The following is a 22,777-nucleotide window of genomic DNA, read 5'->3' as shown; positions in this document are numbered from 1 at the left end:
TATTTGCATATATCTTTATTTCTGCGCTTTTCCCGAACCTACTTTTAGAGCAAATTTTAAAGAGAGGGAAACGATTTTATATCATTTTTAATGACAAAGTCCCTTTTTTATGTATTCTGCATAGGTAATTATTTAAAAATGAAATACAAGATTACACCATACTATTCGCATTTTTTTGTATTTTAATCTTATTTACACAGAAATATATTTTGGTTTGTAATATGTCAGTGAGTGCAGACAATTTTGATATGAATGAAGAGCAACAGTCCACAAAAGAGTGTAGAAAAGTTGTGCAATATTATTCCATTTCTATGTTAGAAAAACGTTTGCGTCAAAATGGTTTGCGTCCAACACGTCAGCGGTTAGAACTTGCACATATGATTTTTTCTCAGGGAAACCGTCATGTTACTGCTGAAGAGCTCTATGAGGAGGCGGTGAGGGCAGGCGTTCCTGTATCTTTAGCAACAGTTTATAATACGCTTCATCAATTTACGGAAGCGAGATTATTACGGATTATTGCCGTAGAAGGTTCGAAAACTTGGTTTGATACCAATACTTCTGATCACTACCATTTTTATATAGAAGGCGAAAATCGTATTCTTGATATTCCATGCAATTTGGAAGAAGCTCCCATTATTAGAAATTTGCCTAAGCCACCAAAAGGTATGGAAATTTCACATGTTGATTTGATCGTGCGATTGAAACCAAAAAATCAATCTTGTGATAGGGAGTGAGAATGTTCAATGAGGAATAAAAATTAAATTTGATGCGTTTAAGCATTCACCAACTTTTTATTTTTTCATCAGGATAGATCCCCCATAACTGAGGTTGTTGAAGCCACCCATGAACATTATTAATAGTGATTTCGCACCATTGTCCATCGCATTGGCGGATATTACCAATGACATTAGGCTCTACTTCTGCTACGAGTTCTGCGTTGTCGGTGGGGTTTTTTCGTAGCATCAGTCTTTTTGTTTTATCTTTTTGCCATGGAAGAGTTATAGCAGTTCGTTTTCCCGATAAAAGCGATTGATATACCCATCCCTCATCACCTTCTGCATCACGAATTTTGCGCCATTGATCATATTCTTGGATGATTTCAATAGGTAACCCCTTCTTTTGGTAGGTAAAAATAATAGAATAATTGCTTCCTGGTCCGACGCGTACATTAACACGGGTAGGTTTAATCGAAGCAAATCGTGGAAGTGGTAAACCACTGGGCCCTAAATTTTGATTAAATGTTTGTGCGTGCAACAAATGAGGTGAACCCAATACAATGACTTTTGCTATTAAGAGACATGATAAAAGCCTTGAAACACGAAACCAACGAGAATTTTGCAAACTTAACTCCTTTATTTCGTCATATATTGGAAATTTAAAATCTGGAAGATAAGATTAGAAACTGATAAAAATTATGACATATTGCTCGTTAAAGAGATCTAAACGATGCAAAAATTATTACGAGAATAGCAAAATAAGGGAAACAAAAGTTTGAATTTCTTAGCGCTTATCTTTTTTATGAGGAGATGACTGTAAATAAAATTGGATTTTTATAGAGCTATATGCGTGATAAAATAGTAAAGTATATTGCGGACATAGCAGTTTTGTACAGGAGATCAGGGCTAAAGTATTGTATCTCTTTTCTGAGTTTATTTCTCGAAATAAAAGTACAGGTATGCATATTCTAAGCAAAAAACTGTTCAGTAAAGGGATTATTGTGTGGCTTGAAAAGACGTTTTAAATGAACAAAATAATACAATGAATGAAGCATTTAAGCGTAAAAGTATGAGAAACATTATAGAGTAAATTGCTATATGAAAGGCTAATTTTAACAGGACAGTTTTCCGTAATAATCCATTTTATAAAATTTGCTATACCCATAATCTTATGCCACGATAATGCTTATCCGTATAGTAGATAAGCTGGATCCATTATTCTACTTACCAGCCTCCCAATGTTATATGCAGTTTTATTATTTATAGCGTTCCTAAGAAGCATTTTTATAGCTGTTAGTTCCATTTGTATATGAATCCCGCTTGTGATGTATAAGCAAAAAACTTTGATTGATTCAATATGAGAGGGTGTATGATGAGAGCTTTACGGTATTCATAGTTATTATTTAATATGAAAAACGCTTACTTATAATAATAAATCAATATGTTATACATTTTAATCGTTATTTAAATTGTAAAAATATTTTCATAAAAAATGGTAATATAAGGCACATATTCACACATATTAAAATCACAGTGGTTTCTTTGTTTATTGTCAATTTTCTTTTATACTGAGTTAGAGAAAAAGAAAATTAAATGAAATATTCAGGGGAAGGTTTGCTCGATACGCTATGAGGTGAATAACATAATTGATGAGGGGAAGAAATTTATTAAGAAAAACCAATCTGTAATGCAGTGGTTAAAATTCTTCCCTTTGTAAAGGGATAAAATCAAGAGATATCGAAAATTATGGAATCATTTCATTACATAAGTGAAGAGAAAGAGGATTATGTATTTGATATCATATCTCTACACATACATAATCGCATATTGCGATAGTAATTTGTGCTTTGCAATATGATCTAGGATTTTCGAAAGATGCAGAATATTTTAATAAAAAGAAAACCAGCACGTGAGCTGTACATAAGAAAGAGTTATTTGAGAGATGAAAAACTATAGCAAAATGCTATTACAAAATATCCAGTACTCTCTCCTTAATTTTGTACAGCAATAAGTCGATTTAAAGAACTGAACTGCAGTTTGTTATGCAGTGCTTGAAATGCCGAAGAGTGAAGTAAAAATCACTACATTTATAGACCCAAAACACCCATTATGCTCAGATAATTCTAAACATTATAACACACGCCTTATGAGAAAAATTCATTTACAATATTCTATAAGTACAAAATTCCTGATAACCTATTTACACTACAATTCATGCCATTTAGATAACGCATATACAACAACATATTACTTCACCGCAACAGCTCGTCCGTTACTAACAAAACCTTCTCTTTGCGCACGCTTACGAGCAAGCTTACGTGTACGACGAATAGCCTCAGCTTTTTCACGAGCACGCCTCTCCGATGGCTTCTCATAATAACTACGCATTTTCATTTCACGGAAGATACCTTCACGCTGCATCTTTTTTTTCAACGCGCGGAGCGCTTGATCAACATTATTATCACGAACGAGTACTTGCACTATTTATCCTGCTTTTTTCAGTGTCACAAATAATAGGAAAACCTACGTCCTTTTAAAGGCATATCCAAAAGGACAAAAACTTATATCATATAAATAAGACATTTGTCTATATCGCTTTTAAAAATTCTATTTTTTTTGTAATAAAATGCTTTTTATAATGAATGATAGAGTTCATGATTATAAACTTATGAAAGTCCTTGTATTTGATCATTTTCATCAAGATGAATTTTTTCAGCCGTGGGATAATGGGGTAGTCCAGGCATGGTCATAACATCTCCACAAATGACAACGATAAAGCCGGCTCCCGCACAGAGACGAACTTCTCGTACGGGAATTTCAAAATCAACAGGCGCACCATATTGCTTGGGATCAGCAGAAAAAGAATAAGGTGTTTTTGCCATACAAATAGGGTAGGCGCCAAAACCTTCTTTTTCCCAAGATTCAAGTTGTTTGAGAATAGGGGCTGAGATAATGGCGCCACGTCCACCGTATAGCTTTGTTATAATACAATTAATTTTTTGAACGAGGGGAATATCATCTTGATAGAGAACTTTAAAATGAGAATGTTTTTCTTCAATCAAGGTAACGAGTTCTTGTGCAAGTTCTATAGCGCCTTTTCCACCTTGTTCCCAATGCTTACAGATAATAGCTTTGTGTCCAGTTGTTGCAACTATTTTTTGTAATGTTTTTATTTCAGCATCGCTATCGCTGTCAAAATGATTGATAGCCACAACACAAGGAATACCGTAGTGCTTCATATTTTTTATGTGTCGTAAAAGATTGGCTGCTCCTTTTTCTAAAGCGGTGATATTTTCTTCTGTCAGGTTATTTTTATCCACACCACCATTCATTTTTAATGCACGAATAGTTGCGACGATCACGGTAGCATTTGGTACAATACCTGCTTGCCGACATTTGATGTCGAAAAACTTTTCTGCTCCAAGATCGGCCCCAAATCCTGCTTCTGTGACAACATAATCAGCGAGTTTTAAAGCAGTTTTTGTTGCTATAACTGAGTTGCAGCCATGAGCAATATTAGCAAAAGGTCCTCCATGAACGAGAACAGGATTATTTTCAATTGTCTGTACGAGATTGGGTTGTATAGCATCTTTGAGAAGAACTGCCATTGCACCTTCCGCATTGAGATCAGAAACAGTGATGGGCGTTTTATCATAACGATAAGCAACAATAATTTTCTTGAGTCTTTGTGTAAGGTTTTCTAAATTTTCAGAGAGACAAAGAAGCGCCATAACTTCTGATGCAACAGTAATATCAAAACCTGTTTGGCGTGGAAAACCATTTGTTATGCCTCCCAATGAAATAACGATATCACGCAATGCACGGTCATTCATATCAAGAACGCGTTTCCAAACAATGCGACGTGGATCAATGTTTAGAGCATTTCCCCAATAAAGATGATTATCTATCATTGCGGCAAGAAGATTATGAGCAGCTGTAATAGCATGAAAATCACCGGTAAAATGTAAATTAAGGTCATCCATTGGAATGACTTGCGCATAACCCCCACCAGCAGCACCACCTTTTACACCAAAACAGGGACCTAAAGACGGTTCTCTCAAGGTAGCTATTGTTTTTTTACCAATAAGATTAAGAGCATCACTTAATCCAACTGTTGTTGTTGTTTTTCCTTCTCCGGCCGGTGTGGGATTGATAGCCGTGACGAGGATAAGTTTACCATCTGGATTTTTATTAAGCGATTTTATGTATGCAGAAGAAATTTTAGCTTTATCATGGCCATAGGGAATGAGATTTTCATGAGAGATACCGATCTTTTGTGCAATTTCAGTAATATGATTCTTTTTAGCAGTGCGAGCAATTTCAATATCTGTTTTAGGCATGGGAAAATTCTTTAAATTGAGCTTTTATTAACGTTTGGGATCTCTCCTCTATGGATTAATGGGAAGAATCTATAGAGAATAGAAAGTATAAGAGATCATAGAGGTCGATGATGTGCTGTGCAAGAGATAATGCTAAAAGAGCACAAGAAGAATTTTATTGTTTTTTGAGAAAAAAGAATCTCCACGCTTTAAGTTTCGATAAGTTTTTAGTCAACTTGCAATATCACTCTCAATAATAGCTGATGAGGAATGTTAGGAGAAAGTCTTTGTGGTATTAATTTTAAAACTTTTTATGCAGGAAAATTATAGCACTTCATTATTCTAGACCTTTTATATCTTAAGAATATGGGGGCTTTGAAAGTTCTGTTAAAGAGGACTTTATTAAAGTGGCAAAGATTCTTCAAAAGGTAATCTAGGATATTTAGTTTTAAATCTTAAATCATGCGAATGAAGAAAAAACTTTAAAGCTATTTGCTTTTAAGAAATTAAAAACATCTCGAGAAGAAGCTTTGATTTGCAGTAAAATTCTGATGGTATTAACGGGTTCCATAAGTGTTTTACGGTGGTACGTTTGAGAAGTAGTTTATTTGTTATTTCCAATAACACACTAAAAAATTTTACATGGTGGTAAACCTGAATTTATTGCGGAGCACCTGAAGTTCTCCTTAAGATGAGGCTACCAGAAATGAAATATTTAGAACATCCATTGATGGAAAAGGTAGAAAGAAGCACGTAAAAAACTATCCAACTGATTAAGGAGTATAGTCCGGAAAAAATCAAAATAGGCACATAGATTGAGAAAAGAAAACAATAACACACGCTATTCATGCAATCGCTACGATTATCGCTAATAACAACGCCTTGGGGCTGAATTGAAGGCCGCATAACATTCCATTCTATCAAAATAGCTAAAAAAACGATTCACAATAGAATGAAGTAACAAATCGCAAAAAGATCAAAGATAGGCAAAAAATAAATCACATAAAAAGAATTCAAAGAAACCGAATATGAGCAAGATCAAAATTATCTATTTCCAAATCGTCAATTGTATGACTTTCAGGTGTAATTGTATTGCGATCAATTTCACTGACTTCTGCAATAATAACTGATTTTTGCAATAATAATTGAATCTATTGAGAGAGATGGCGCACCCGAAGAGATTCGAACTCCTGACCCCCAGATTCGTAGTCTGGTGCTCTATCCAGCTGAGCTACGGGTGCACTTTCTACATTGTCTAAGATAAAGGGTTCCTAATCGTTTCATTAAAGAAATGCAAGTGAAACTTGAGTCGTCATAAAAAAAATTCTCTTTTTTATGAGATATTTTAAAAAAGGATATACTATAATTATGGTTTCAGTTGGTTTTGATATGATCATTTTCTTGTTGTAACTGTACAAAGTAATATGAACGATAGTTAACTTGACGTTTTAGTCTATGAAAGATAGTTAAGCGAAAATGAGATATGTTTTTTGCGGTGGGGGTAAGATATGCACCTGCTGTTTGGTTTTTGTGTAAGACGCTGATATTACAGTTGAAAACTATTTCAGATAAACATGATACAGCAAGGGTAGATGTATGGCGTTATTAAAAAAGAGTTTTCCATTAGTGTTTTTAATTGTCGTTTTAACGGTTACTTATTGGGCTGGAAAACGAAGTGCAGAACACCCCATTTCTATGGTGAGTAAAACAAGAGTATCGTATAAAGATTCAAATGGAAAAATGGCAAAACCACCGGCGAATGTTGTTGTTGATCTTGTAAAAATTCAAGATTTTTATGAACAACTTAATGTTCTAGGGAGTGGACAAGCACTTGCAGAAGTCGAGCTTACCCCTTTATCTCCAGGTGTTATTGATAAGCTTTTTGTGTCAGCTGGTACAAAAGTACAAGTAGGTGATGTGATTGCAAAGCTTGATTCTAAAAAAGAAGAAATAGCGGCTGCAAAAGCAAAAGTACAACGTGATAATAATGCGTTAACGCTTTCGCGTATTCTTAAGTTACGTGCCAGCAATACAGCAACGGAAGTTCAAGAAATTACAGCACGCTTAGAGTTGGATAATGCAAATTTAGTTTTGCGTAATGCTGAATTAGATCTCGATCGGCGAACAATTCGTGCACCGATTCCTGGAGTTGTTGGTATTTTGCCCGTAGATGCGGGGAATAACGTGACCCTTAATACTGTAATAGGCCGTGTTGAGAATAGAGAACGTATTTTGGTCGATATATGGGCCCCTGAACGTTATGTGTCGCGCATCCATAAAGGAGATGAGGTAACGGCAACGTTAATCGCGCAGCCGGATAGATCTTTTGTTGGTCATATTTATGCGATTGATAATATCGTTGATCCAGAAAGTCGCACACTTCATGCTCAGGTTGAAATCAATAATGAAAAAGATACGCTCATGTCTGGTATGTCTTTTTCTGTTGCCTTGCAATTTCATGGTGGTTCTTTTCCTGTCGTTAATCCTCTTGCCGTTCAATGGAATAGTAAAGGGTCATTCGTTTGGCGTGTGAGAGAAGGAAAAGTAGAGGCTATACCCGTATCAATTATTCAGCATAAAGCAGATCAAGTTTTCGTAAAAGCACCCCTAGAAAATGGTGATCAAGTTGTCATTCAAGGAGTACAAATGCTTTATCCAGGAAGTAAAGTAACGATTGATGACCCAAAGTCTCATCAACAGCAATTACCAGTAGTTTACGGAACGGATATACAATGAGCCAAGAATTGAGCACAAAACAGCCGATGTCACAGGTCGAGCAAGGTGGTCTCATTACCTTATTTATTCGCAGACCGGTTTTTACTTTTGTTTTAAATGCTATGATCATCATTGCAGGATTTGCAGCATGGTTAAATGTTGATGTAAGAGAATTACCCGATGTTGATACTCCCGTAACAACGATTGTGACGGTGTTTTCAGGTGCGTCGGCAGAAACAATTGATCGTGAAGTTACAAAAATTATAGAAGATGCTGTTTCTCGTGTTTCAGGTGTTAAGACGATTTCTTCAACGTCTTCTTTTGGGCGCTCCCGTGTGCAGATTAATTTTAATGTTGGTGTTGATTTGAATGTTGCAGCATCTGATATTCGTGATGCTCTCTCCCGTATTACCTATTCTTTACCGAAAGATGCGGATTCGCCTTTGATTATTAAAGCAGATTCCAATGCTGCTGCCATGATGTATTTGGTTGTGACGTCACCAACAATGAGTGTTGATGATTTAACCACGATTGTAAACGATCAGATTGTTGATGCAATTTCTGCTGTTGATGGTGTTGGTGATGTACAGGTCGATAGTGCTCGCACAAAGATTTTTCAGATTGATATAGATCAAGCAAAACTTGCCAGTTATGGATTAACTGTAGCAGATATTTCACGTGTTCTTGCTGATATGACAACGGATGTGCCAGTAGGATCATTACGCAATTCTAAACAAACTTTAGTTGTGCGTGCTACTGCACGTTTAACAACACCAGAATCTTTTGAACAAGTTGTTTTAAAGCCTCGTGTGCATCTTGGTGATGTTGCGCATGTTACTTTATCGCCGGATATAGAAACGGTTATTCTTCGTATTAATGGAAAGACAGGTATTGGATTAGGGATTGTGCGTAAAGCACAATCCAACACTCTTAATATTTCTAAAGGAGTGAGAACTGTTGTTGATAATCTCAAAAGTGTTGTTCCTTCTTCTGTACATATAGACGTTATTAATGACGATGCAGTTTTTATTAAAAGCGCTCTTCATGAGGTTGAAGTTGCGTTGGTTATTGCTATTTTGAGTGTTATCTTGGTCATTTTTCTTTTTCTCAGAGACATTCGTGCAACACTGATACCTGCTGTATCTCTTCCTGTCGCTTTGATTGGTACCATTGCAGCTATTTATCTTGTAGGATTTTCATTGAATATTCTCACATTTTTAGGACTTGTTTTAGCAACAGGGCTTGTTGTGGATGATGCTATTGTTGTTCTTGAGAATATTGTTCGGTGGCGCAACATGGGTTTAGGGTCTAGGGCTGCGGCGGTGATAGGAACACGTGAAGTGTTTTTTGCTGTTTTAGCAACAACATTGACTTTAGTGGCTGTGTTTGTTCCTATTTCCTTTCTTCCTGGGCAAGTTGGAGGTCTTTTTAGAGAATTTGGTTTTGTTTTGGCAATTTCTATTTTGCTTTCTTCAGTTGTTGCCTTAACGCTTTGTCCCATGTTGGCTTCGCGTTTTCTCAAAGAACATATTGAGGAGAAAGAGGAAGAGTCTCATCATTTTGCTTTTTTATATAAATTAGGTACTTTTTTTCATAAGGCATATACTTACAGTTTGCATAAGTGTTTAGAAAAGCCTTGGGCTGTTGTTTTTGCTTCACTTATTTTTGCGGGTCTTTGTATTGGAGGCTATACGAAGCTACAACAGGAATTAACGCCAGCAGAAGACAGAGCTGTGATCTTTTTGGTTATTAATGGACCACAAGGTATTTCAACACAATATTTGAACGAGCAAATAGAGCAAATTGAAGCAAGTCTACAGCCATTACGTGATGCAGGGGAGATTGCTAACAGTTACTCTATTGCGGGTGCTGGCGGTTCACCCAATACTGCTTTTTTAATTTTATTGCTTTCATCTTGGGATAAACGTTTACGGAGTCAGCAAGAAATCGTGAAAGATATTAATGAAAAAGTTAAACAGTTTCCTGCAGTTTTTGTGTTTGCTGCGCAGGGAAATTCTCTAGGTGTGAGAGGAACTGGGCAAGGATTACAATTTGCAATTCTTGGCAATGATTATGCAACATTACAACCCATTGCTGATAAGCTGGTGAGTACTTTACAAGATGATCCGCGTTTTATTCGCCCACGTCTTACTGTTGATGCAACACAACCGCAATTTTTCATTGAAATCAATCGAAAAAAAGCCTCCGATTTAGGGATTGATATCACCAATTTGGGCGATACATTACAAGCAATGTTGGATGGTAAAAAGATTGGTTCCATTAACGTGGATGATCATTCTTACGATGTTAAATTGATGTCGCGTAAAAATTCTATGAAGAGTCCTAGTGATTTAGAAAACATTTTTTTAAAGACCAAAGACAATCGATATGTTCCTTTATCGGTTATTGCGCGTTTACATGAAAAAGCTATCTCTCCCCAATTAAAACGGGAAAAACGCATGAGTGCTGTTATTTTAAGCGCAAATCTTGCTCCAGGTATTGCTTTAGGGGAAGCCTACCAAACGGTACAGAAAATTGCTTCTCCTTTGTTATCGAAAGGGACCTATGTAGTTCCCTTAGGGGAAGCTGAAACACTTAATGAAACATCCTCTAGTTTTATGATTGTTTTTGGCATTGCCTTTTTGATTATTTTATTGATTTTGGCTGCTCAGTTTGAAAGCTTTATTTCAGGATTTATTATCATGGCCACTGTCCCATTAGGGATTGGTTGTGCTGTAATTGCTATGCTATTGAGTGGTGTGAGTCTGAATATTTACAGCCAAATTGGATTAATTTTGTTAATTGGCGTTATGGCAAAAAATGGTATTCTTATTGTTGAATTTGCAGATCAATTACGTGATCAGGGAAGAAGCGTGCGTGAAGCCGTAGAAGAAGCAGCAAACATTCGCCTTCGTCCGGTTTGTATGACAATGATTTGTGCCATTTTAGGAGGTATTCCTTTGGTTTTAGCCAAAGGTGCTGGCGCAGAGGCGCGTATAGCTTTAGGTTGGGTTATCGTTGGTGGTTTAGGTTTAGCAACTATTTTTACGCTTTATGTTACACCGGTTGTTTATCTTTTTTTAGGGCGTTTTATAAGACCAAAAGCAGAAGAAGCTATATTATTAACAAAAGAACTCAATAAAGTTAAATGATGTATCGAGTGGAAAAGATTTAAAAGTTTATTCTTGTAAAAATATCATCTTCGAATTTTATTTTTTACTTTTATATTCCTTAGTTTTTATGTGAACAGTAAAGATAGCGAGCAATAAAGGAGATGCTTTCTGCTTTGTTATTGTTTGGGCATAGATTTCATTGTCAATAACTGTATAGGATAAGCTTATGGGAGATAGCTTTTCGATTCGAAATGAAAAGGCTTTTGAAGCCGCATTAAATGCTTTAAGGAGCCATGCCGCAAAGGATGGGGTCTATGATATTCGTCGACATTTTTTAGCAGATGAACAGCGTTTTTCCAATTTTTCTCTCAGACTTGATGATCTTCTTTTCGATTTTTCAAAATGTGGGGTAACATTTAAAACATTGCAACTTTTAGATGATTTAGCTGTTGCAGCAGATGTGTTAGGACGGCGTGATGCAATGTTTTCTGGTCAAGCGATTAATACAACTGAAAAACGCTCAGTTCTTCATATTGCATTACGTTTACCTGCTGACGAAATTTTCATGTTGGATGGTCATGATCTTATTCGCGATATTCAAGATGTTCTTGAAGACATGGAAAGATTTTCTGAAAAGGTACGTGATGGAAGCTATCAGGGAAGCAATGGAGAGAGAATAAGTGATATTGTAAACATTGGTATTGGTGGATCTGATCTTGGCCCTGCAATGGTTACATATGCTTTAAAACCTTATCATGATGGTCCACGTTGTCATTTTGTTTCTAACGCTGACAGTGCTCATATTTCTGATACTCTCTCTATTTTGAATCCAGCAACAACGCTGTTTGTCATTGCTTCTAAAACTTTTACAACGGCTGAAACAATGGTAAATGCTCAAGTTGCACGTCAGTGGATTTGTTCACATTTAGGAGAAGAAGCCATTTGCACGCATTTTGTTGCTGTTTCGAGTGCGCTTGATAAAGTGGCAGAATTTGGCATAGATTCGACAAGAGTTTTTAAATTTTGGAATTGGGTTGGAGGGCGTTATTCAATTTGGTCAGCCATTGGGCTTGTTGTGATGTTTGCAATAGGTGGTCGAAATTTTCGCCAATTTCTCAATGGTGCTTTGCAAATGGACCAACATTTTAAAACCATGCCTTTGCATAAAAATATTCCTATTCGTTTTGCTCTTTTAGGGTTTTGGCATCGTGTTATTTGCGGTTATTCATCACGCTCTATTATTCCCTATGCGCAGCGTTTAATACATTTTCCAGCTTATTTACAACAGCTTGATATGGAATCAAATGGTAAGCAAGTCTCGTTGGATGGAAAACCATTAAGTTTTTCAAGTGGTCCGATTGTTTGGGGGGATTCAGGAACAAATAGTCAACATGCTTTTTTTCAGCTTCTGCATCAAGGAACAGATATTATTCCTGTAGAATTTATTTTATTTATAAAAGGGCATGAGAAAAAATTACATTCTATGTATGAGATGTTGTTAGCAAACGGTTTAGCACAATCAAAAGCTTTGATGAAGGGGCGTAGTATTGAAGATGCTCGGCATATCTTGATAAAAAATGGAGTTGATGAGGGTGAAGCAGATCATTTAGCACGTCATAGAAGTTTTAAAGGAAACCGTCCCAGCATTACGCTGGTTCAGGATTTATTAACACCTTTTGCACTCGGTCGTCTCATTGCGCTTTATGAACATCGTATTTTTGTTGAAGGGATTTTAATGAATATTAATTCATTTGATCAATGGGGGGTTGAACTTGGTAAAGAATTAGCAGAGGAGTTATTACCAATTCTTCGTGGAGAAAGTAAAGCGGATAAGCGCGATAGTTCAACGTTAGGGTTGCTAGCACATATTCAAGCAAGACGTACACAATAAATATAATTTTATAAAAGGTTCTGTACTCATTAAGCAAAGGTAGAATGAGAGAGAAATAAGAGATAATTCCTTATTTTACTATGTGCTCCCTCTTATTGTCTGAATTAGATTTTTGTGACAGAAAATCAAAAAAGTGCAAAAATTGTAAAAATGAGAATTTATGAGCAAAACCAACAAACAACTTTGAAAGGTTTTAAAGACCTTTTGTGAATTCTTTTAAAATCTTTTGAAAAATAACTTGGTACAAAAACCTAGTGGCAAAATATACAAAACCCGCTGGCAAGCTACAGTGGCGGAGAGAGAGGGATTTGAACCCCCGATAGAGTTGCCCCTATGCCGCATTTCGAGTGCGGTGCTTTCAACCACTCAGCCATCTCTCCATAATAAAGTGAAACAAAAATCGGCACTATTCGAGTGTATAAGGGGTAGATAACCTTCAATTGTTTTTGGTACAACCTTTTTTTCTTTTTTATGGGACTTTATTGACAGAGAATAGAAATTCCTTCATATATACAAAATATAAGCGTGGGGAAATCTGCGCATATTTGTGTTGAAGAGGGCTTTAACCTTCTTTGAGATCTATTACGACTGATAAAAAGCAGCCTATTTTCCCTTATTTCAAGGCAGAAATTAAATAAGAGCTGGAGTGAACGGAAGGATAAAAAATGTTCGCAGTCATTAAAACTGGTGGTAAGCAATACCGCATTGTTGCTAATCAAGTGATAAAAGTTGAAAAAGTTAGTGGAGATGCGGGTGATGTTGTTGAATTCAATGACATATTAATGGTTGGGCAAGAAGGTAATGCGGTTATTGGTACCCCTGTCGTTGCTGATGCATTGGTGACAGCTGAGATTTTAGAACAGGCACGTGAGCGCAAGGTTATCGCATTTAAGAAGCGCCGTCGTCAAAATTCTAAACGCACGCGTGGCCATCGTCAAGAATTTACGAGGCTTCGTGTTTTAGAAATTTTAATGGGTGGTTCAAAACCTAAAAAAGCAGCTACGAAACCGATAAAAGAAGAAGAAACTACACCAAAAGAAACAAGAGCTGCTGCTTCCGTTGAGAAGACGGCTAAAAAAACGGTTGAAAAAAAGACTGCATCGCAGAAAAAAGCGTCTGTAGTATCAAAGAGTAAGAAAGATTAAAGGAGAGCGTCTATGGCACATAAAAAAGCTGGTGGTTCCTCGCGTAATGGTCGCGATTCAGAATCGAAACGTCTAGGCGTTAAAAAATTTGGTGGTGAAACCGTTATTGCCGGAAATATTATTATTCGCCAGCGTGGTACACGTTGGCATCCTGGCAACAATGTCGGTATTGGAAAAGACCATACGCTTTTTGCATTATCAAATGGAAAGGTTTCTTTTCAACGCAAAGCGGGTAATCGTTCCTATGTTTCAGTCATTCCTATGGTGGAGGCAGCAGAGTAATCTGTAACACTCTCTAGCCATCAACGGGATTTCATTGAATTGTAGTTGTGGTTTTATAAGTATTAAAAGGGAAAGATAGAATCTCATCTTTCCCTTTTTGCGTTGGTACTATAATAAATGTAGAAGATAAAAAGGTAGAATTGGGGAAATGGCTTTTCTCAATGAGGGAAAAAGTTTGTGCGTTGTTATGTTAGTATTTAGTGCTGAACATATTGATATTATGATAGAATTTGTTGATAAATTTCTGTATACTAATAGTGAGGAGAGACTTTCTTTTTATGTATAAAGAAGTGTCTAGTAATTTCTTATAAGAGAAGCAGTTTGTTTTCAGAAAATTATGAGAAATTTAATGAGAGCATTATTTATGTAATCATTTTGATAAAGATGGGTCTTTTTATCGGCATTGTGGTATTGATGAGTTGTCATACTGTTTTAGGTGGTAGTGTGGATAGGTGGGGCTATTCATTTAAAAAGACATAGCGATAAAAAATCCATAAGAAGGCAGTCAAAAATACTTTGAAAGTGACGTGCATTAGGGAATTTTCGGTAAATCGATAGTGAAATTATATTTTTAAGGAGGACGGTGTTTAAAGATATAAAAATAACCAACGTGCAATCAGCGCCCTTCAAGAATATTTTTCTGATTTCACTATTATTGTGTATTGTTGAAAATAAACCAGCATAAGAGCTAGGGTTAAGACAGTAATTTCTTTTCATTTTTGTGCTTTATGTATCTCATTTATCGAAATGTCTAGAAAGTAAAGATTATTTGTAGAGTTTTTCTTGGTTTTAATGGTTGAGGATAGCGCGTTTTGGGGATGGGTGTACTTTGCAAATGCGCAACAGAGAATATGTGTGTTTGCTATATTGATTGAAGCAAAGGAGTAGCTTAAAATATATCAATATTATATATTAAGAGGATCAGTATCGTGGAATGAGCTGCACAGAATTTTAAGGATGGTAAGTTGTAGGGAGAAATTTGTAATAATTTGTAATTATGTAATGAATTTAAAAGAGGGACACTAGATGAGATCAACTTGGGGGAATAAATTAAAGTGTTAGCCGAAGTTACAGGTGATTAAGGAAGATGCTTTCTTGGAGGGGGAAATAATGATAAGTTATATTAAATAACTTAGGATAATAAAAGCGTTTTTAAAACATAGTTTTTCAGGTGATTGTAGCTGTAAAAATCGAGGTTTTGTCTTTGTAAAGTAGAGTAAGAGTCAGATTTGCTTATGATGGTTCTAAGCAACCCGCGGGATGGTAATATCCAATTGTTTTATCGGTGATATTGAGGTATTTAAGCACCTCACTTAGCTATATTCCATAAAATAAAAGAAAATTGTGGTGTTGTTTATAGCTTGTATTTTGGGAAATGCAGCTTTGAAAAGGAATTTATCAGAGATATTCGTGTTCAAATATGAGGCAATTTGAATTCATGATGGGATGTAAGAAAGCAGAAGCAATGAATGTAGATTTTACCGAGAGTGAAATCTTGTCGATAGGATCTGTACAACTTGCGGCTGCTTTTGATCATAAAAATGATGCGATCTATGCTGCTGCTGAGTTGCTTGTGCAGGTTGGTGCTGTTGATAAATGTTATCTGGAAAGCATGCTTGCACGTGAAGAAATAACCAATACTTGGCTGGGGAATGGTATAGCTATTCCTCATGGTATGGTTGAGAATCGTGATTTAATTATCAAGGACGCTGTTGCTGTTATACAAGTTCCTGCTGGTGTTGAGTGGCAAGATGGAAAGAAAGCACATTTGGTTATTGCCATTGCAGCGTGTCCAGAGCTCTATAGAGAAATTTGCAAAAAATTGACGTCTCTTTTATTTGATAAAAAACAGCTTGAAGTACTTGCAACAACTGCGGACAAACAGCAAATTGTTACAACTCTATTTGATCAAGATATGAAGATAGAAAAAAATGTTATTGGTGATCTTTCGGTGTGTCAGGAATGGATGTTAGATTATCCAAGCGGTCTTCATGCACGACCAGCTTCTCTTTGGGTTGATTTTGCGAAAAAGATTCAGAACTCTATCAGAGTTCGCCATGGTCAATATGCCGTTGAAATGAAAAATTTAGTTGGTTTATTGCAATTAGGAGTAAAAAACGGCGATGTTCTTATTTTTTCTACAGATGCTGCAGAAGGAGCACAACTTCTTAAGGATGCGATTTCTATTGTAAAAAAGGTAAGTATTAGTGAAAAATGCGTGATGAAAGAAATGGAATCTCAAACAAAGACTTTTCATGGTTGGCATCCACGCTCCATGCACAAAGGTATTTCTGGTGTTGGAGCAAGCTCAGGGTTAGCGTTTGGTAAGATTTTTGTTTTAAGGCAAAATGATATTTCCATAATAGATCAGCCAATTGATTTTGCAGCTGGTGCAGCATGTCTTGACAATGCTCTTACAAAAACAAAACATAAAATGGCATCAGTGATTTCTGATATTACAGTGCGTATGGGAGCGGATTCTGCTGCGATTTTTTCTGCGCAAATGGTTTTGCTTGAAGATGAAAATTTAATAGCTCAAGCTTATCGTTTTATAGCAGAAGGTCATGGTGTTGCTTGGTCTTGGGATAGAGCGGTTCGTCAATTTTCAGATATGTTTTTTAAGGTAGATAATCCTTTGTTAGCAGCACGTGCTGTTAATTTAGTTGATGTTGGTCGACGTGTTTTAGGTGAAATCAATCCATCCTATAGATCGTTCTTTTTAAATGATATTCCACATGGTGTAATTCTGGTTACAAATGACCTTTCTCCTTCTGATGTAGCACAACTTGATTGTACAAGGGTAAAAGGATTAGCAACAGCATGGGGAGGTCCGTTATCTCATACAGCTATTTTGGCGCGTACTCTTGGTATTCCAATGGTTGTGGCTGCAGGTGATGATATTTTAGCAATTCAGTCTGATATTCAGGCTATTATTGATGGCGATAACGGGTTTATCTACCTTGATCCTACACTTGAAGACGTTGAAGATGCTCAAAGGAAAATTGATATTGTTGCGCAAGAACGTATCAGTGAGATAAATGCGTGTAGATTACCAGCGCAAACGATAGATGGCCAAAGAATTCGTATTATGGCTAATGTCAACTACGCAAATCAGGTTCCTATTGCGTTTGATTTTGGGGCTGAAGGTGTTGGGCTCATGCGCACGGAATTTTTGTTTTTAGAAAATCCGCATATTCCGGATGAAGAGGTACAATTTGATATATATCGGACGATGATTACAGCTGTAGGAGATAAGCCATTAATTATTCGTGCGCTCGATATTGGTGGGGATAAACAGGTTACACATTTACATTTATCTAAAGAAGACAATCCTTTTTTAGGTGTTCGAGGAACGCGGCTTTTGTTACGTCGACGTGATCTTTTGGTTCCTCAATTACGTGCTTTGTATCGAGCAGCAAAAGAGGGTGGAGATCTATGGATTGTGTTTCCAATGGTGATGTCTGTTTCAGAGATTGTTGCTATAAAAAAGATTGCAGAAGAAATCCGAAACGATATTAATGCACCAAAATTAAAACTTGGTATTATGATCGAAGTTCCAGCGGCAGCCATTATGGCAGACGTGTTAAGTGCCCATGTTGACTTTTTCTCAATTGGAACCAACGATTTAACACAGTATACAATGGCCGTTGATCGGCAAAATCCATACCTTGTGTCTGAAGCTGATAGCCTTGATCCAGCAGTTTTGCGTATGATTTACCAGACTATTCAGGGAGCAGCACAACATAAATGTTGGGTTAGTGTATGTGGTGGTATGGCTGGAGATCCTTTTGGGGCGATGATTTTGACTGGATTGGGAATTAATGAGCTTTCTATGATATCTTGCGATATTTCTCCAGTAAAGGCTTGTTTGCGGACACATAGTTTTGAGGATATGAAAATTTTAGCACAAAAAGCATTGCAATGTGAAACTGCACGAGCTGTACGTGCTCTAAGCAAAGATATAAGGTGATAAAAAACATTAAGGGATAGAACGAGTTTATTTTGCAAAGTAATCAGATTTTAGTGTTGTAAAACATTGTTCTTTAGGACGATTATAGGCAACATTATTAATTTAGAATGATAATTTGTCGTTTTTTATAATGGGAATCCCGAATGTTATAAGATTTTCTCATCACAAGCTCTCTCATATTGATTAATTAAAATCATTTTCTTGTGCGCCATAAGTAGGGATGATATGTGGATAAAAAAACTTTAAGAAAGGATAATTGCTTTTTATGAATTCTCTCAAATAGCAAGGGACGTTGCAATATTTTGGGCTGGCAAATAGCATGATGGTACCAGCTGTCTCGATCCTATCCTAAATATTTCATTTCATACTTCTACACTTAGTTGATAGAAAATAAAATTCAGATACAAAAGGCTGTTGTATCTTTAATTTAATATGCATGAATGTATATTATTCTCTGAAATGAGAAAACAGTTTAATTTTGGCAAGACATAAAATCATAAAGATGCAAATCTGTTTTCCTCTTTACCATATACTCTTAAATTCAGCTTTATAGTTTTCAAAATATCTAAAGCAATCTCTTTTAAATAAGAGATATTATGTATTGCTTCACATTTTATGTTTATCACATTCTTTAAGTAGGGTATGCTTCTCATAAAAAACAGAACACTCTAAGAATACTATTATTTTTCTCATCCACATGTTTGTAAAAAATATTTCTCAAAGCTTGTCACATCCGTCTCATAACGGTATCTATGAATAGTATAAAATCTATTGGATAGAACCTTCTTTCCTTAAATAAAAAGCACAAGCCAAGATCATATTATTTACCAATACCCAATCCCTTGCTATTTGAGAGAATTCCTAAGAGACATTTATCCTTTCTTAAAGTTTTTTATCCACATATCATCCTTGTTGATGGCGTACAAGAAAATGGTTTTGAGAGGGTTTGTGATGAGAAAATCTTACGATATTTTGGGTTCTCATTACATAATGATGATAATTTATTATTTATAAATCAATATATTATATATGAAGTGAAACATAAAAATGATTAGCAGGTAGATCTCATCTCAAGAAAGAGCAGTTTGTCATAAAATTTATAGCGGTTAAGAATCTTCATCCTTGGGGACATGAGGAGGTTGAAAATGATTTTTATTGAAATGAAATTTATTATCTGAATAAACAATTTTAATATTAGGGATATAAGAATTTCATATCGTTATTATTCTATTTATTATTAGGGTAATCAATGCTGTGAAGCGAGAGATATTTAATTATTTGATCGTGCAGAACCATGGACTGTATGCCAATTTTAAGAGAAGTATTTTTTCGTGAAGCAGAAAGTGTGTAAGTGAGCATGAATGTTTATGATTGTGACAATCTTTTTATTCCCATTATTGCATTGTAGACAGCTATCCACGGAAAAAGTTTTTTCTTAAAAAGAAAGGATGTGCTTGTTATTCAACAGATATCATCTCTTACTTGAATAAATGAATTTGTGTTTTGAGTTTTGAATGTAGAGTTTAGACTTGCACGTTATTTCTTTCTGGGTATAGTGCAAACTTCTGGAGAGGTGGCCGAGTGGTTGAAGGCGCACGCCTGGAACGCGTGTATATGGGAAACCATATCGAGGGTTCGAATCCCTCTCTCTCCGCCATTAATTTAAAACGAACTTTCATATGCTTGATATGACATAGTTTAAAAAGCTCAGCATTTGCAGGATTTTTTATTGTTTGAATTTGACCAGTTCGCGTCGATCTATGCCTATCATTATGTACACCTAGAAATTGCTGTTGAATTTCCATGAATTTTATACTTTTTAAGCTCCTCTCCTCTCGATCTTTAAATAACCTGATCTAGCATAAACGATCTCTTCAAATATCATTAAAGGATTTTTGCCATTATCACTAACTTCTGGTAGAGCTTTTAGAATTAATGGTGATCATAGTGCTATTTGCAATTTCGTTGATTAATGGGCTAAATGCGTTTTATCCACATGAGAGGTAACAAACACCTCAGCTTTTCTCACGCAATGTGTTTATTTAAAATTAATGTCATGAATATTTGTACAAAATTTTTATCCATACGATAATCAAAAAAAGGCTGACGTAATATAATAATTGAACATCATTCATGCGGCGCTTTCTTTTATCTCTAAACTTTGTATGTAAATAGATAGTCCGTGCAAAATAAATAAAGGGGCGCAAAAGCCTATAAATACACACAGGACGTATAATATAGAAAATGAAAAAAATTTTCCTGCATATAAAAGCACAATAGAGAATAAAGCTGTTATGATGCGTACACTGGCATCGCCTGCCAAAATCACCTCGGCTAAATTTTCACTAGGTGTGATAGCTTGTCCAATTGTTATTCCCGATACCCTAAAATAAAATTGCCCAATACCTAATAAAAATCCCATAATATAAAGGGAATATTGAGTAAAATTTAAATATAAAACAAAAGAGATTGCGATCACGGCAAAAGCCGGTGCCCCCCATACAAAAAAACGAATTAAAGATGGAAATTTCCGTAAATAATAAGATGAGATAAGACCATTGATCACAAAACCCAGTGCTGACAAAGCAAAAATAGAATTTTGAATGGCTGTAAATTTTATATTATCTGATGTTATAGAAGCAAGAACAAGTGGCAATAAAACAATAGGCCCCGTATAGAGAGAATTATTCAAAATACGATTAATCGTTAAAAAACGCAACGCAGAAATCCGCCAAAGGCGCCTGAACCCAACTCCATAAGCTTTTTGAGATGGCTTTTTTAATAGCTCTTTTGCTCTGTTTAGTTGTTGTATAGACTTTATACGAAACCATAAGCAGGCATTCAAAAGATAGATAAATACAATAAAGGCTATGGCTATTTTGTGCCCCAAATGCGCAATTATAAAATATATAAGCAATGGGGATATAATAACAAAAAACTGACAGCAACTAGTATAAAATGCAAAAATTCCAGCTTTTTGTTTGGGAGCTGGAACCAGCAGATTCAAGGCACTATTGTTATTTGGATTATCAGCCCCCATCAAGAGAGCAAGTAAAAAAAATACAAATAAAATAAGTACTGGATTGTTCATAAATAATAAGAAAGACAATAAACAAGCGCAAGTAATTTGACTATAAAACCCAATTATAAAGCCTTGATAGTGCGCCAACACGTTTCCCAAACATAAGCCAGCAATTCCAATTGCGATTAAATTAACGACATTTAAAGTAGCAGATGCTTCTCCCGTTGTATCTTGGAATTGTAACAAAGAAAGGCCAATAGATAATACACCACTAGCACAAAAACTCGTCAAACAACCAATCACAATCATAAGAAAAACAGAATTACGCAATAGCCTCTTTCCTTTTAAACAGAGACTCAAGCCATTTTATGATTTTCTCCATTGTCGAATATGGTTCGGTACTAAATTCCAGTTTTTCATAAAAGTTTAGTTCAAATGCGTTATAGGCACTTATTTTTTGAAAGTCATCTGTCAGCATGAATTCTATACTTGGTAACGTTGTACCTATAGATTGAGATAAATAATAGGAAATTACTTTCCAATACATATAGGTACGCTCTCTTGCCAAATAATTTTCCAAGGCATATTTCAAGTAACAACCATCTAAAATATGTTTCGGACAACAGTGCAATAGATAAAAAATACGAGGTGCATCCACTTCGTGCACGAAACAAAAAGAAATATTTTGACCTATCATGATATTATAAAAATTTTCAGCAAGCGGATCTTCTAAATTAACTCTAATCACAAAAAGATTGGTCTAATGTTTGAGCAACATGAGACAAAGACAATTGCACTGCTAAAGTTTCAATAACCTCTAAGTCAGATTCGGGATACGCTTTTTGAAAAATTCCCGCTCAATCTATCTCTGCTGCACCTAATAATTGACCAACTTCGTCTGAATGAACAAGATGCAATTTTAACCAACATTGGTGCAAAGTTTTCGGCTTTTGCTCTCTTTGTCTCCTCTGTATCCCAATTTTGTATTCCTAACACTCTCACAGGAACTAAAGAATCTTTAGGTATTCGAACTTTTATTAAACTTTGTAACAATGGATTAGAATCTCCTCCTCCACTAACTCCGACAATTATTTTTTCACCATTCAACGAACGAAAAAAGTTATCTATAAATTTGCTAACTTTTAGCGAGACAAATGAATGATATTCTTTCTTACTAATAAAAACATGTTCCCTAACTTTTTCTTTATGGTTATCAAAAATATATTTTGCCACAATTTTATCATCAACTTTAGAATAAATATTATTCTTTTGGTTTAATTAATTGTTATAATCAAAATTTCTATCTGTTCTAAAAATAAGCTCTTCTTCTCCTAGATTTTCTAGTAACTGCTGTACAGTCTTTCCAAGAAAAGACACTACCTCAACACTCCCATCCTGAAAAATTTTATATGCACACACTGCATTATATGGAATGCCATGTATTAAAACTTGTTCAACTATAACTCTTCTGATGGGAAAAATAAATCACGAAACCCATGTGCTGTTACAACCCGAAAAACAATCACACATCTCCCTCTAATGATAGACGATGTCATTAGAAGAAAGCTTCAACGATATAGGTAGAATAAATAAATTAACCAAAG

Annotated in this window: 14 protein-coding genes and 3 tRNA genes; 8 read left to right on the top strand and 9 right to left on the bottom strand. The window is 35.6% G+C overall.

What is annotated here, in order from left to right; translation table 11 throughout:
- Positions 1–221 precede the first annotated feature (221 nt).
- Entirely contained in the window at positions 222–734 is a 513-nt protein-coding gene (gene irrA / locus ACFINC_RS00130) for an iron response transcriptional regulator IrrA (RefSeq protein ID WP_375615570.1), read from the top strand.
- 46 nt (positions 735–780) lie between these two features.
- On the opposite strand, the gene ACFINC_RS00125 is transcribed toward irrA, so the two are convergent.
- The 5 genes from ACFINC_RS00125 to ACFINC_RS00105 form a co-directional block, all read right to left on the bottom strand.
- Positions 781–1,341 carry an SH3 domain-containing protein gene (locus tag ACFINC_RS00125; RefSeq protein ID WP_375615569.1) on the bottom strand — a complete coding sequence of 187 codons (561 nt, stop codon included), beginning with the start codon at positions 1,339–1,341 and terminating at the stop codon, positions 781–783.
- 1,622 nt (positions 1,342–2,963) lie between these two features.
- Positions 2,964–3,197: a 30S ribosomal protein S21 gene (gene rpsU / locus ACFINC_RS00120; protein ID WP_375615568.1), complete on the bottom strand. Its 234-nt coding sequence runs from the start codon at positions 3,195–3,197 to the stop codon at positions 2,964–2,966.
- A 185-nt stretch (positions 3,198–3,382) separates the two neighbouring features.
- The gene (locus ACFINC_RS00115; RefSeq protein ID WP_375615567.1) at positions 3,383–5,056 is read right to left on the bottom strand and encodes a formate--tetrahydrofolate ligase; all 1,674 of its coding nucleotides are present in this window, start codon (positions 5,054–5,056) and stop codon (positions 3,383–3,385) included.
- A 992-nt stretch (positions 5,057–6,048) separates the two neighbouring features.
- Positions 6,049–6,174 carry a hypothetical protein gene (locus ACFINC_RS00110; RefSeq protein ID WP_375615566.1) on the bottom strand — a complete coding sequence of 42 codons (126 nt, stop codon included), beginning with the start codon at positions 6,172–6,174 and terminating at the stop codon, positions 6,049–6,051.
- Positions 6,175–6,199: 25 nt separating this feature from the next.
- Positions 6,200–6,276 (bottom strand) — tRNA-Arg (locus ACFINC_RS00105).
- Positions 6,277–6,631: 355 nt separating this feature from the next.
- Here ACFINC_RS00105 and ACFINC_RS00100 point away from each other — a divergent pair.
- From ACFINC_RS00100 to pgi, 3 genes are all read left to right on the top strand, one after another.
- Positions 6,632–7,771, top strand: a complete 1,140-nt coding sequence (locus ACFINC_RS00100) for an efflux RND transporter periplasmic adaptor subunit (RefSeq protein ID WP_375615565.1) — start codon at positions 6,632–6,634, stop codon at positions 7,769–7,771.
- Positions 7,768–10,902, top strand: a complete 3,135-nt coding sequence (locus ACFINC_RS00095; RefSeq protein WP_375615564.1) for an efflux RND transporter permease subunit — start codon at positions 7,768–7,770, stop codon at positions 10,900–10,902. The genes ACFINC_RS00100 and ACFINC_RS00095 overlap by 4 nt, the downstream gene beginning before the upstream one ends.
- A gap of 187 nt (positions 10,903–11,089) precedes the next feature.
- Complete coding sequence (pgi, locus tag ACFINC_RS00090) at positions 11,090–12,754, top strand: glucose-6-phosphate isomerase (protein WP_375615563.1); 1,665 nt, start codon at positions 11,090–11,092, stop codon at positions 12,752–12,754.
- Between the two features lie 290 nt (positions 12,755–13,044).
- Here pgi and ACFINC_RS00085 read toward each other — a convergent pair.
- Positions 13,045–13,134: transfer RNA gene (locus tag ACFINC_RS00085), tRNA-Ser, on the bottom strand.
- Positions 13,135–13,419: 285 nt separating this feature from the next.
- Between ACFINC_RS00085 and rplU the strand changes: the two genes are divergently transcribed.
- The 4 genes from rplU (at position 13,420) to ACFINC_RS00065 (ending at position 19,808) form a co-directional block, all read left to right on the top strand.
- Entirely contained in the window at positions 13,420–13,899 is a 480-nt protein-coding gene (gene rplU, locus ACFINC_RS00080; RefSeq protein ID WP_375615562.1) for a 50S ribosomal protein L21, read from the top strand.
- A gap of 12 nt (positions 13,900–13,911) precedes the next feature.
- Positions 13,912–14,181, top strand: a complete 270-nt coding sequence (gene rpmA / locus ACFINC_RS00075; RefSeq protein ID WP_273723965.1) for a 50S ribosomal protein L27 — start codon at positions 13,912–13,914, stop codon at positions 14,179–14,181.
- 1,438 nt (positions 14,182–15,619) lie between these two features.
- On the top strand, positions 15,620–18,151 hold the full coding sequence (gene ptsP, locus ACFINC_RS00070) for a phosphoenolpyruvate--protein phosphotransferase (protein ID WP_375615561.1): 2,532 nt from the start codon (positions 15,620–15,622) through the stop codon (positions 18,149–18,151).
- Between the two features lie 1,567 nt (positions 18,152–19,718).
- Positions 19,719–19,808: transfer RNA gene (locus ACFINC_RS00065), tRNA-Ser, on the top strand.
- Between the two features lie 474 nt (positions 19,809–20,282).
- Here the strand turns inward: ACFINC_RS00065 and ACFINC_RS00060 are convergent.
- The 3 genes from ACFINC_RS00060 to ACFINC_RS00050 form a co-directional block, all read right to left on the bottom strand.
- Positions 20,283–21,503: an MFS transporter gene (locus tag ACFINC_RS00060; RefSeq protein WP_375615560.1), complete on the bottom strand. Its 1,221-nt coding sequence runs from the start codon at positions 21,501–21,503 to the stop codon at positions 20,283–20,285.
- Positions 21,496–21,921, bottom strand: coding sequence for a hypothetical protein (locus tag ACFINC_RS00055; RefSeq protein ID WP_375615559.1), 426 nt, complete (start codon positions 21,919–21,921; stop codon positions 21,496–21,498). Before ACFINC_RS00055 ends, ACFINC_RS00060 begins: the two co-directional genes overlap by 8 nt.
- A 74-nt stretch (positions 21,922–21,995) precedes the next feature.
- Positions 21,996–22,406, bottom strand: coding sequence for a hypothetical protein (locus ACFINC_RS00050; protein WP_375615558.1), 411 nt, complete (start codon positions 22,404–22,406; stop codon positions 21,996–21,998).
- Positions 22,407–22,777 lie beyond the last annotated feature (371 nt).

Origin of the sequence: Bartonella sp. AP58NXGY (assembly GCF_042195785.1) — a bacterium.
Taxonomy (GTDB): domain Bacteria; phylum Pseudomonadota; class Alphaproteobacteria; order Rhizobiales; family Rhizobiaceae; genus Bartonella.
The sequence above is the reverse complement of the archived record's forward strand: the minus strand, read 5'-3'. Positions and strand labels throughout refer to the sequence as shown.